This is a genomic window from Aeromonas sp. s4 (assembly GCF_040907855.1).
GTDB lineage: Bacteria > Pseudomonadota > Gammaproteobacteria > Enterobacterales > Aeromonadaceae > Aeromonas > Aeromonas caviae.
The window spans coordinates 42,848-53,961 of sequence record NZ_JBFOCP010000053.1 but is presented as its reverse complement, the minus strand read 5'-3'; the positions used below and the strand labels follow the sequence as shown (position 1 = coordinate 53,961).

Here is an 11,114-nt window from a genome sequence, read left to right as displayed (position 1 = left end):
GAGGGCCTCTTTTTTATTGTCCGCCGGCTGGCATCAGGCGCTGCGCTGCACCGCCATGTGGGCCAGGGTCTCCAGCGCTTGCTTGTGCCGGGAGTCAGGCAGGATGGTGAGGGCGGCGATGGCCTTGTCAGCCTCTTCCCGAGCTCGCTGGCGGGAGTATTCGAGAGCTCCGGTGCGATCCAGGATGCCCAGAATACGCTCTAGGTGATCCATACCGTTGCGGTGCTCGATGGCATCGCGCACCAGTTGACGCTCTTCCGGGGTACCCACTTCCATGGCGCGCAACAGCGGCAGGGTCGGCTTGCCTTCGGCCAGATCGTCACCCACGTTCTTGCCCATCTCCTCGCTCTGGGAGCAGTAGTCCATCACGTCGTCGATGATCTGGAACGCGGTACCCAGGTACTTGCCGTAGTCGGTCATGGCCTGCTCGACGGGCTGGGGCTGATGGGTCAGCACGGCGGCGAGTCGGGTCGCGGCTTCAAACAGCTTGGCGGTCTTGCAGTAGATGACCGTCATGTAGCTCTCTTCCGTGGTATCCGGATCGTTGCAGTTCATCAGCTGCAGCACTTCTCCTTCGGCGATGGTGTTGGTGGCATCGGAGAGGATCTCCATCACCTTCAGGTTGGAGAGTTCGCTCATCATCTGGAAGGAGCGGCTGTAGAGGTAGTCACCCACCAGAACGCTGGCGGCGTTGCCAAACAGGGCGTTGGCGGTTTCCCGGCCGCGGCGCAGGTCGGATTCGTCGACCACGTCGTCGTGCAGCAGGGTGGAGGTGTGAATGAACTCGATGATGGCGGCCAGTTTCAGGTGATCTTCACCCTCATAGCCCAGTGCGCGTGCGGCCATCACGGTCAGCATGGGGCGCATCCGTTTTCCGCCCGCACTGACAATATAGAAACCTAGCTGGTTGATCAGGCTGACATCGGACTGGAGTCTCGCCAGGATCAGTTCATTGACCGCCGTCATGTCGGCGGCACAGAGCGCACGGATAGTCTGTTGGTCCATAAGTCTCGTAACGTGACGGCAGCATTTACTGCGTTTTTAGCAATGGCGGGGATTCTACACGATTTCACAATGGGTTACAGTTAGGCGTTTATTCACGGGGGCAGATATGCGCACAAAATAAACTTTTTGCTAAATTGGCCTTGCCTCGGCAAATCGTTCTGCGTAGAATGCCCGCCCATTGTTATAGGTTTTTGTGCGTGTCTGGCCTTGAGCAAAAGACACGCCTTTACGGAGTTAATCAAATGTACGCGGTATTCCAAAGCGGCGGAAAACAACACCGTGTGGCCGAAGGTCAAATCGTTCGTCTGGAAAAGCTGAACGTTGAGACTGGCGCTACCATCGACTTCAACGAAGTGCTGATGGTTGCTGCAGGCGACACTTTCAAAGTAGGTGCTCCTTTCGTTGAAGGTGGCAAGGTTGTGGCTGAAGTTGTGGCTCACGGCCGTGGCGAGAAAGTGACTATCGTCAAGTTCCGTCGTCGTAAGCACCACCGTAAGCAAGCGGGCCACCGTCAGTGGTTCACTGAAGTCAAAATCACTGGCATCAGCGCTTAATTAGAGGAGTCCGATAGATGGCACACAAAAAAGCTGGCGGTTCATCCCGCAACGGTCGCGATTCTGAAGCTAAACGCCTGGGCGTGAAGCGTTTCGGCGGCGAAACAGTTCTGGCTGGCAGCATCATCGTTCGTCAGCGCGGCACCAAGTTCCACGCTGGTGAGAACGTTGGTCTGGGCAAGGACCACACTCTGTTCGCTACCGCGAACGGTAAAGTGCAGTTCGAAGTTAAAGGTCCGCAGAATCGTAAGTACGTCAGCATCGTTGCTGAGTAATTACGGACCGCAAGGATCCGAAGCCCCGCCAACCTGGCGGGGCTTTTGTTTTTCTGATGAGTTTGACGAAAAAACGGCACGCGGATGAGCCGGCGCTGACAGCCCTCATCGGCCAGATGCGCCTCGCCCGAAGGGGCCCGTATCACTATAATTGCGTATCGGTTTTTCGAATTAAGGTGACGGTTACCTATGAAGTTTGTTGATGAAGTCCAGATTCGAGTCGATGCCGGTGACGGTGGTAACGGTTGTGTGAGCTTCCGCCGCGAGAAGTACATCCCGAACGGCGGCCCGGACGGCGGTGACGGCGGTGATGGTGGCGACGTGTATCTGGTGGCCGATGAAAACCTGAACACCCTGATCGACTACCGTTTCGAGCGCTTCCACGCCGCCGAGCGTGGCGAGAACGGCCAGAGTGCCAACTGTACCGGTCGTCGCGGCAAGGACAAGATCCTGCGAGTACCGGTCGGCACCCGCGCCACCGATGAAGACACCGGCGAACTGCTGGGGGATTTGACCAGTCACGATCAGAAGCTGCTGGTTGCCAAGGGCGGCTTCCACGGCCTTGGCAACACCCGCTTCAAGAGCTCGGTCAACCGGGCGCCGCGCCAGAAGAGCAACGGCACCCCGGGTGAAGTGCGTACCCTGAGGCTGGAGCTGTTGCTGCTGGCAGATGTCGGCATGCTGGGTCTGCCCAACGCAGGCAAGTCCACCTTCATTCGCGCCGTTTCTGCGGCCCGTCCGAAAGTGGCAGACTACCCCTTCACCACCCTGGTACCGAACCTGGGTGTGGTACGCGGTGAAAACTCCCGCTCCTTCGTCATTGCCGACATTCCCGGCCTCATCGAAGGGGCTGCCGAGGGAGCAGGCCTGGGTATCCGCTTCCTCAAGCACCTGGAGCGTTGCCGCGTCCTGATCCACCTGGTGGACATCTGCCCGGTGGATGGCTCCGATCCTGCCGAGAACGCCGTGACCATCGTCCGGGAGCTGGAAAAATACAGCCCCGAGCTTGCGGGCAAGCCGCGCTGGCTGGTGTTCAACAAGATGGACCTGATCCTGGAAGAAGAGGCTCAGGAAGTGATGGACAGAGTCAAGGCAGCCCTCAACCACGAAGGTCCGGTCTACGCCATCACCGCCATCAGCAAGGAAGGCACCAAGAAGGTGTGCTACGACATCCTGGATCTGCTGGATACCATGCCTCGTCAGTTGGCGGAAGATGCCAGAGACGCCATCGAGAAGGTGGAGTTCAAGTGGGATGACTATCACAAGAACCAGCTGGCCAAGGCGGAAGCCGATGCCCTGGCGGCGTCCAAGGCCTTCGATGATGGCTTGGACGATGACGACTGGGACGATGAGGACGACGACGGCGTCGAAGTCATTTACGTTCGCGATTGAGCATCATGTTCGTGACAAGACCGGAGCCAGACAGGCTCCGGTTTTTTTATAGGAGGATCGACGGGATCACCCTATAGATATATTTTTTATGTCTCTTATTGCCTGACAGTGGCTGCGGATTATACTGCGCACCTGAATGTAACCTGTATGAAACATTATGCTAACCATTCAAATTGAATCGATATGCATGACTGTTTTGGTTTGTTCTTATGGATGGTTCGCCTGATAAAATATTTATGCTTGAAATGATCAATTAACGGCTTGTTTGTGCAGTTTTTTGGGTTATTCTTGCGCCCGTTTTCCGGGCGAGGGCATGAGTATGCAGGCGGCCCGGCTGAAGGAAAAGTCACATTTAAGGCTGTTTATATGTTGGAAAAGACCCTGGAAGCACCGGCAATCCGTACTCGCCGCAACGTGCTGATGTTTTTGATCCCGTCACTGATCGGGATCCTGCTGTTCATGACCCCGGTCATCTATGACGGCAATGTCACCATTCCCGTCGCCGTGTTGGCGAAGCTGGTTCAAACGGTGTTTGCCGATCATCTGGTGGCCATGGTCAGCGCCATCATCACCACCACCATGCTGATGACCCTGATCGCCTGGCTGTTCAAACCGGCGATCCTGGTGAAACGCCCCTTCCTCAACAGCCTGTTCAACGTCTCCCCCTTCTGGGCGTGCGTGCGGGTGCTGGGCGGGGTCTTCGTGCTGTTGACCTTCTTTGAAGCCGGTCCCGAGGTGCTGCGCTCAGGGGCGACCGGCGGCCTGGTGCTGCATGATCTGTTGCCGGTACTGTTCTCCGTCTTCATCTTTGCGGGCCTGCTGCTGCCCTTGCTGCTGGATTTTGGTCTGCTGGAGTTTGTCGGTACCATGATGACCCGCATCATGCGTCCGGTGTTCCGTCTGCCGGGTCGTTCTGCGGTGGACTGCTTCGCCTCCTGGCTCGGTGATGGCAGCGTCGGGATCCTGCTGACCAGCAAGCAGTATGAAGGCAAGTTCTACACCCAGCGGGAAGCGGCCGTCATCGGTACCACCTTCTCCGCCGTCTCCATCACCTTCTGTCTGGTGGTGATCTCCCAGGTGAAGCTGGAGCACATGTTCGTCCCCTTCTACCTGACCGTCTGCCTGGCCGGTGTGGTGGCCGCCATCGTGGTACCGCGTCTGCCGCCGCTCTCCTGGAAGAAGGATGTCTACAGCGACGGTACTCCCCTGTGCCGCAAGCAGGAGGCCATCCCCCATCAGCACAGCGTGCTGAGCTACGGCTACCATCGTGCCCTGACCAAGGCCGACAGCATGACGGATCTCGGCGCCGTGGCGCGTGAAGGGGTGAAAAACGCCCTGGACATGGTGTTTGGCGTGCTGCCGGTGGTGATGGCCGTCGGGACCTGTGCCCTGATGCTGGCGGAGCACACCCCGGTGTTCAACTGGCTGGGGGCGCCCTTCGTGCCTTTGCTCGAGCTGCTGCAACTGCCGGAGGCGGAAGCCGCTTCCAAGACCATCATGGTGGGCTTCGCCGACATGTTCATCCCGGCGGTGCTGGCCTCCACTATCGAGAGCGACATCACCCGCTTCGTGATCGCCGCCATGTCGGTCACCCAGCTCATCTACATGTCGGAAGTGGGCGCTCTGTTACTGGGCAGCAAGATCCCGGTCAAGTTGTGGGAGCTGTTCGTCATCTTCCTGCTGCGCACCCTGGTCACTCTGCCGGTGATTGCCGGTGTGGCGCACCTGCTGTTCTAAGGGGCGAAGTGGAATGAAAAACGGTCAACCTGGGTTGACCGTTTTTTTATGGGCGAGTGCCAGCGGAAGGTCAGTGTGATTCTGCCAGCAGGGCCTGGCATTCGACCTCGTCCAGCTGCTCGGGGGCGAGGAAGCGTCTGGCGTAGTCCCGCCAGATGCCGCTCTCGATGAAGAGGGCAAACAGGGCCGGGTCTATGTGCTGTTCCTGCACCATCTTCACCATGATGGTCAGGGACTGGGAGACCGTTTTGCCAGACTTGTAGGGGCGATCGCTCGCCGTCAGCGCCTCGAAGATGTCTGCAATGGCCATGATGCGGGCTGGAATGCTCATCTGCCCCCCTTGCAACTGGCGCGGATAGCCCGTGCCGTCCATCCGCTCGTGATGGCCCCCCGCAATCTCCGGCACCTTGCGCAAATGGCGGGGGAAGGGGAGCTTCTCCAGCATGCGTATGGTCTGGATGATGTGATCGTTGATCTTGTAGCGCTCCTCTTCGGTGAGAGTGCCACGGCCGATGGCGAGATTGTAGCGCTCCCCCCGGTTGTAGAGGTGGGTGGGCACCCGCACCTTGAACCCCCATGGGTTGTGTCGGGCGAGATTGTCGTGCTCGGGGCGAGGGACGAGATGGACCGCCTTGTCGGCGAGCAGCGACTCGCGGCAGGGGAGGGGAGAGGGGGCCTCCTGGTGGCGCTTGCGCTCCTCCTGACTGATGCCGAGCCGATCGTCCAGAGTGCGCAACCAGGTGCGGCTGGCAATGGCATCCAGCCTGGCGAGTTTCTCCGGCGCCATCCACTCGCCCCCCAGATTGCACTCGGCCACGAAGGCAAACTCCTGATCCAGGGTGTGCCAGAGGGGGATCACGGCCTCGAGGGCGGCCTGCTGCCCGGATGGGGGCAGCAGGGCGCAGAGCGCCTCGATGTGGGCATCCCGCTTGAGCACCTCGAAGCGGGTGCGGATCTCGTGGATCCTGTCGTAAATGGTCTCGAGCTTGGTCGCCTTGTCCACCACGAACTCCGGGGTGGTGACCTTGCCGCAGTCGTGCAGCCAGCTCGCGATATGGATGGCCTCCCACTCCTCTTCGTTGAGCCGGAAATCGGCAAAGGGCCCCGTCTGCTGTGCGCAGGCAGCCTGGGTCAGCATCCTGGCCAGTTCCGGCACCCGCTGGCAGTGGCCGCCGGTGTAGGGGCTCTTGGCATCGATGGCACCGGCGATGAGCTCGATGAAGGCTTCCAACAGCTGCTTCTGCTCCTCCAGCAGGCGCTGGTTTTCGATGGCGGAGGAGGAGGTGCCCGCCAGTGCCTCGATGAGGCTGATGCGCGAGGCCAGTTCGCGGGCCGAGCAGTCTGGCAGGATCAGCAGCAGGCAGCCGATCAGCTCCTGACGGTGGTTGTGAAGGGGCTCGACCAGCAGTTGGCAGGCACCGGGGAAGGGGCCCCAGTCGGTGAGGTAGCGGGCCCACTGTGCCTCGTCGAGGGGCAGGCAGAGGCGCTCCGTGTGGTAGAGACCGCCGAGCAGCGCAGCCTGCCACTGTACCTGTTCGCACGCCAGCGGCTGCCCCTGCCAGATGGCATGAACGGCCTGCATCTCGCTCTCCTGGGCCAGGAAGAGGCAGCCGCCCTCGGCCTGGGCTGCCGCCACCGTCTCGTGCAGGATGCGGCTGAGCAACGAATCGAAGCGATGCTCTGCCGCCAGCGCCCGGCCCATGTTCATGAAATTGCCGAGGGTCAGGCGCATGCTGGACATGGCGCGGGCGAGGTCGTCAATTTCGCGGATCGCCGAATCCGGCCCCGGGCTTTCGCCAAAGTCGAAGTGCTGGATCCGCTCAGCCTCCCCGGTCAATACCAGCAAGGGGGCGGCAGTGCGCCGGGCAGCCAGCCAGATGACGGGCAGCAGGAGCAGCAGACCGGCAAGGGCCCAGGCGAGATTGTGCAGCGCATCCTGGCGCGCCGGGGCGGTGAGCACCTCGGTGGGCACCAGGAGGGCGAGATAAAACGGAGACTCTTCCCCGAGGGAGGAGAGGTTGACCAGCCACTCCTGACCCTGAACCGTTGCCAGGGTCAGCTCGGCGGGGTGATGCAGCAGGGCAGGCCGCGCAGCCATCTCCTGTTGCAGCCTGGTGAGAATGGGGTGATTGAGGGCCGACAGCATGGGCAGGCGGCTCAGTTGCTCGAAGCTTGGAAGGCGCTCGGGATCCGTGGCCAGCAGGGTCCCGACCTCGTCAAACAGCACCAGCTGGCTGTGACCGGGCAGGGGCAACTCGCCGATGAGGGAAGAGAGTCCCTCCACGCCCGCATCGAGCCCGATCACCGCCCGGCGATCATCGCTCTCCACCGCCAGTGTCATGCCTGGCTCCCGGGTAGTGAAGAAGAGGTAGGGGTGGGTCACTATGATGCCCGTGCTCCAGCGCGCCTCCTTGTACCAGCCCCGATCTCGCGGATCGAAACGGTAATCCGGCATGGGGCGCCGCTCCAGCAGCCGCAGCCGCTGGTCGAAATAGAGGAACTCTCCCTGTCCCTGATGCAGGCTCTGGACCAGCAGGCGGCTCTCGGGCGGAGGCGCCTCCAGCGCCCCTCTCGCCCGTTCGGTCAGCTTGCGTACCAGAAAGAAATCGCCGTCCTCGTAACCGGCATAGATGGCACCGTAACTGGTGCTGTTGGCCAGCACTTCCGCCAGCTGGGGCAGGAAGGCTAGCCGCGTCTCCAGCCCTGTCATGGCGGACAGCTGGCCGCTGCGCAGCAGATTCAGGGACATGCGGGCCGGTCGCTGGTTCAGCTTGATGGCGAGGGCAAGCTGCTCCCGGTATTGCTGGAAGCTCTGACGTTCGTGCTCCAGCCCCTGCTGCATGCCCTGCTGGAACTGCAGCACGATGAGGGCGCCCCCCAGCAAGGAGAAGAGCAGGATGAAAAGGGTGGCAATGTGTACGTAAAAGGGTCTGCGACTGAGACTTGCGTTTGTCATGGACGGATCCTTGTCCCCTGGCGATCGCCGTATTGGTCACCTAACAGTGTGCTTGCTGGATGACAAAAAGCCTAGGACTCGATCTTGCGCTCTTCAGCCCCAAATCAACAGCCGGCCTTCGCGCTGCGTCCTTGCCCCTGTGGTGAGATGATTCGTTCAGATATCTCGTGCTACATTGCTCCCCTGATAAACGCCCTGTGAACCAATGGAGTGTCCCATGTCTGTCGTCCCCTATTCCGTGCTGGATCTGGTGCCCGTTCCCGAAGGTGGTCTGCCGGCCGAGTCGTTTCGCCACTCGCTGGATCTGGCTCGCCATGCGGAGCGCTGGGGGTACCATCGCTACTGGCTGGCGGAGCACCACAACATGCCGGGCATTGCCAGCGCCGCCACAGCGGTGCTGATTGGCCACCTGGCCGGGGGCACCACGACGTTGCGGCTCGGGGCTGGCGGCATCATGTTGCCGAACCACTCCCCCCTGGTCATTGCGGAGCAGTTCGGTACGCTGAGTTCCCTCTATCCGGATCGCATCGATCTCGGCCTGGGCCGCGCCCCTGGCAGCGATCAGCGCACCATGCAGGCGCTGCGCCGCCAGCGCAGCGGCGAGGTGGATGATTTCCCGGCGGATGTACGCGAATTGATGAGTTATTTTGGCGACGAGGTCGGTGCCGTGCAGGCGGTGCCGGGTCAGGGACTCCATGTGCCCATCTGGCTGCTGGGCTCCAGCCTCTACAGTGCCCAACTGGCTGCGGCCATGGGGTTACCGTTCGGCTTTGCCTCCCACTTCGCTCCCGCCATGTTGCTGCAGGCGCTGGAGATCTACCGTACCCAATACCGCCCCTCTGCCCGCTGGCCCAAACCCCATGCGGTGGTGTGCGTGAATCTGATCGCCGCCGACACCGACCGTGAGGCCCGCTTCCTGTTCACCACTCTGCAGCAGCAGTTCCTGCGTCTCTACCGGGGGGATGCCGGCAAGCTGCCACTGCCGGTGCAGACGCTGGGGGATGAGTGGTCTCCCCGCGAATTGATGGCGATGGAGCAGACCCTGGCTCGCTCCCTGGTGGGGGAGCCGGATCGGGTACGCCACGGCCTCAAGGCTCTGCTGGCAGAGACCGGAGCGGACGAGCTGATGTTCAACGGCCCCATCGTCGATCATCAGGCGCGCCTGCGCTCCTTCGAGATTGGTGCCGAGCTGATGCAGGGGTTGTAACCCCCCGTGACGTCTGGTCGCCAGCGGCACGCCAAGCCTGGCTGCTCGGGGCGCAAAAGCCACGATTGCGTGGTAGTAAATTTATGATTTTTAAAGGAAGTCAGGTGAGTGTCGGCCATCTGTCGTGTCGCCTCTCATCCCCTTCCCCTATGCTGGCCCTGTCAATCACCACAAGGAGCGCAAGATGATCGTCAGGAAGTTGAGATTGCAACGGGGATGGTCCCAGGAACAGCTGGCGACCCTCACTGGCCTGAGCGTTCGCACCATTCAGCGAATAGAGCAGGGCCAGCAACCCGGACTGGAATCCCTCAAGGCCCTGGCCGCCGTCTTCGAGCTCGATGTGACCCAACTGCAGGAGAGCGAGATGAAAGGGAATGAGGGCGAAGATCGGGGGCGCGTGCAGGTGGCGCGGGATGAGCGGGAGGCGATGAAGTTCGTGGAGGGGCTCAGGGGCTTCTACGGCCACCTCATGAGCTATGTGCTGGTGATAGGGGGGCTGTTCATCATCAACTACCTGAGCAACCCGGATTATATCTGGGCCTGGTGGCCCATGCTGGGCTGGGGGTTGGGATTGGCTTCTCACGCCATCAACCTGTTCCAGCCCTTCAAGCTGTTTGGCCCGGAATGGGAGCGGCGTCAGGTCGAGAAACGGCTGGGGCGCAGGCTCTGATCCGCTCATCATGAAAAAACGGGCCCGGCATTGCCGGGCCCGTTCTGTTTTCAGCTCCATTTCGCAGGAGAGGGCATTGCTGTCCTCTCAACGGCGGATCATTCCCTTGTTCCGCAGAGAGCCGCTCTACTTGGCATAGGCCGGGCAGGGGGTGGCGATCAGGGCGTCGTCCTCGTAGCGCCACAGGGTGAGGCTGTTGCCCCAGACGCACCCGGTGTCGAGTCCCTTGATATCGGATTTGCCGGTGTTGCCCATCAGGGCCGCCCAGTGGCCGAAGACCAGGATGGGGTCATCCACATGGTGCTCGCGCTGCTCGAACCAGGGGCGCAGGCCCGGGGTCGATTCGGTGGGGCCCTTCTTGCATTTGAAGTCGAGGCGCCCGTCGAAGTAGCAAAAGCGCATCCGGGTGAAGCTGTTGATGATGTAGCGGTAACGCTCTATGCCCAGCAGGTTGTCGTTCCAGCTGTCGGGCTGATCGCCATACATGTTGTGAAGCAGCCAGCTGTACTGATCCCCGCGCAGCAGGCTCTCCACCTCCCGGGCGCAACTGCGGGCGGTGTGGGCGTCCCAGGCGGGGGAGAGGCCCGCATGCACCATCATGATGGGCAGGTCGGGGTGTTCTGCCAGCAGGGGACGGTGACGCAGCCACTCCAGCAGCTCGTCCCGATCCGGCGCCTCCATCAGCGCCTGCAGCTTGTCTTTCTTCTTGAGCGGGGCGACCCCGTGGGCCACCGCCAGCAGGTGCAGGTCGTGGTTGCCGAGCACGGTGACGGCCTGCTGCCCCAGTGATTTGACGAAACGCAGGGTGTTGAGGGAGTCCGGCCCCCGGGCGACGAGATCGCCGCACAGCCAGAGCGTGTCGTTATCGAAGTCGAACTCGGCAAGATCCAGCAGACGGCGCAAATCGTCGTAGCAGCCCTGGATATCACCGACGAAACAGTTCGCCATGAAACCTCAGTTGATTATGTTGGGGACGGCCAGCGTGAAGGGGGCGATGGGGGCTTCGAATTGTTGCCCCGATTCATCCTGCAGGATGTAGCTGCCTTCCATCACGCCAAGCGGTGTGGCGAGGGGAACGCCACTCTGGTAGGAAAAGGTCTCGCCGGGGGCGATCAGGGGTTGTTCACCGACCACGCCGGGACCTTCCACTTCCAGCATCTTGCCATTGGCATCCGTAATGAGCCAGCGTCGATGCAGCAGTTGCACCGTGCCCGGACCCAGGTTCTCAATCTCGATGCGATAGAGAAAATGGTAGGGATCTGCGGTTCCCGCCACATAGCTGGGGTGGGGGCGGACCACTATCCGGGCTTGGGTCATG

The 11,114-nt window shown here is 61.2% G+C and carries 10 protein-coding genes; 6 read left to right on the top strand and 4 right to left on the bottom strand.

All coding sequences use genetic code 11. The features are described 5' to 3' along the window. Positions 1-33: 33 nt before the first annotated feature. Positions 34-1,005: an octaprenyl diphosphate synthase gene (ispB, locus tag AB5Y89_RS18065; protein ID WP_368224241.1), complete on the bottom strand. Its 972-nt coding sequence runs from the start codon at positions 1,003-1,005 to the stop codon at positions 34-36. A 242-nt stretch (positions 1,006-1,247) separates the two neighbouring features. Between ispB and rplU the strand changes: the two genes are divergently transcribed. The 4 genes from rplU (at position 1,248) to AB5Y89_RS18045 (ending at position 4,963) form a co-directional block, all read left to right on the top strand. Beyond that, on the top strand, positions 1,248-1,559 hold the full coding sequence (gene rplU / locus AB5Y89_RS18060) for a 50S ribosomal protein L21 (protein WP_005304210.1): 312 nt from the start codon (positions 1,248-1,250) through the stop codon (positions 1,557-1,559). Positions 1,560-1,576: 17 nt separating this feature from the next. Beyond that, positions 1,577-1,834 carry a 50S ribosomal protein L27 gene (gene rpmA / locus AB5Y89_RS18055; RefSeq protein WP_010673199.1) on the top strand — a complete coding sequence of 86 codons (258 nt, stop codon included), beginning with the start codon at positions 1,577-1,579 and terminating at the stop codon, positions 1,832-1,834. Positions 1,835-2,023: 189 nt separating this feature from the next. Next, positions 2,024-3,226 (top strand): Obg family GTPase CgtA, encoded by a 1,203-nt coding sequence (gene cgtA, locus AB5Y89_RS18050; protein ID WP_010673200.1) that lies wholly within the window; start codon positions 2,024-2,026, stop codon positions 3,224-3,226. Between the two features lie 366 nt (positions 3,227-3,592). Beyond that, entirely contained in the window at positions 3,593-4,963 is a 1,371-nt protein-coding gene (locus AB5Y89_RS18045) for a YjiH family protein (RefSeq protein WP_010673201.1), read from the top strand. A 70-nt stretch (positions 4,964-5,033) separates the two neighbouring features. Here AB5Y89_RS18045 and AB5Y89_RS18040 read toward each other — a convergent pair whose 3' ends face one another. Beyond that, positions 5,034-7,919, bottom strand: a complete 2,886-nt coding sequence (locus AB5Y89_RS18040) for an HD domain-containing phosphohydrolase (RefSeq protein ID WP_368224240.1) — start codon at positions 7,917-7,919, stop codon at positions 5,034-5,036. Positions 7,920-8,136: 217 nt separating this feature from the next. Between AB5Y89_RS18040 and AB5Y89_RS18035 the strand changes: the two genes are divergently transcribed. Then, entirely contained in the window at positions 8,137-9,126 is a 990-nt protein-coding gene (locus AB5Y89_RS18035; protein WP_010673203.1) for a luciferase-like monooxygenase, read from the top strand. A gap of 184 nt (positions 9,127-9,310) precedes the next feature. After that, positions 9,311-9,796: a 2TM domain-containing protein gene (locus AB5Y89_RS18030; RefSeq protein ID WP_045523772.1), complete on the top strand. Its 486-nt coding sequence runs from the start codon at positions 9,311-9,313 to the stop codon at positions 9,794-9,796. A gap of 126 nt (positions 9,797-9,922) precedes the next feature. Here AB5Y89_RS18030 and AB5Y89_RS18025 read toward each other — a convergent pair whose 3' ends face one another. Together AB5Y89_RS18025 and apaG are read right to left on the bottom strand one after the other, a co-directional pair. After that, the gene (locus tag AB5Y89_RS18025; RefSeq protein WP_039040022.1) at positions 9,923-10,744 is read right to left on the bottom strand and encodes a symmetrical bis(5'-nucleosyl)-tetraphosphatase; all 822 of its coding nucleotides are present in this window, start codon (positions 10,742-10,744) and stop codon (positions 9,923-9,925) included. A 6-nt stretch (positions 10,745-10,750) separates the two neighbouring features. After that, the gene (gene apaG / locus AB5Y89_RS18020) at positions 10,751-11,113 is read right to left on the bottom strand and encodes a Co2+/Mg2+ efflux protein ApaG (RefSeq protein ID WP_010673206.1); all 363 of its coding nucleotides are present in this window, start codon (positions 11,111-11,113) and stop codon (positions 10,751-10,753) included. Position 11,114 lies beyond the last annotated feature (1 nt).

What these genes read in the sequence shown, in the direction of transcription:
- AB5Y89_RS18025 (WP_039040022.1), bottom strand. Translation starts at nt 10,744, where the DNA reads ATGGCGAACTGTTTCGTCGGTGATATCCAGGGCTGCTACGACGATTTG.
- rpmA (WP_010673199.1), top strand. Translation starts at nt 1,577, where the DNA reads ATGGCACACAAAAAAGCTGGCGGTTCATCCCGCAACGGTCGCGATTCT.
- cgtA (WP_010673200.1), top strand. Translation starts at nt 2,024, where the DNA reads ATGAAGTTTGTTGATGAAGTCCAGATTCGAGTCGATGCCGGTGACGGT.
- AB5Y89_RS18035 (WP_010673203.1), top strand. Translation starts at nt 8,137, where the DNA reads ATGTCTGTCGTCCCCTATTCCGTGCTGGATCTGGTGCCCGTTCCCGAA.
- rplU (WP_005304210.1), top strand. Translation starts at nt 1,248, where the DNA reads ATGTACGCGGTATTCCAAAGCGGCGGAAAACAACACCGTGTGGCCGAA.
- ispB (WP_368224241.1), bottom strand. Translation starts at nt 1,005, where the DNA reads ATGGACCAACAGACTATCCGTGCGCTCTGTGCCGCCGACATGACGGCG.
- apaG (WP_010673206.1), bottom strand. Translation starts at nt 11,113, where the DNA reads ATGACCCAAGCCCGGATAGTGGTCCGCCCCCACCCCAGCTATGTGGCG.
- AB5Y89_RS18040 (WP_368224240.1), bottom strand. Translation starts at nt 7,919, where the DNA reads ATGACAAACGCAAGTCTCAGTCGCAGACCCTTTTACGTACACATTGCC.
- AB5Y89_RS18030 (WP_045523772.1), top strand. Translation starts at nt 9,311, where the DNA reads ATGATCGTCAGGAAGTTGAGATTGCAACGGGGATGGTCCCAGGAACAG.
- AB5Y89_RS18045 (WP_010673201.1), top strand. Translation starts at nt 3,593, where the DNA reads ATGTTGGAAAAGACCCTGGAAGCACCGGCAATCCGTACTCGCCGCAAC.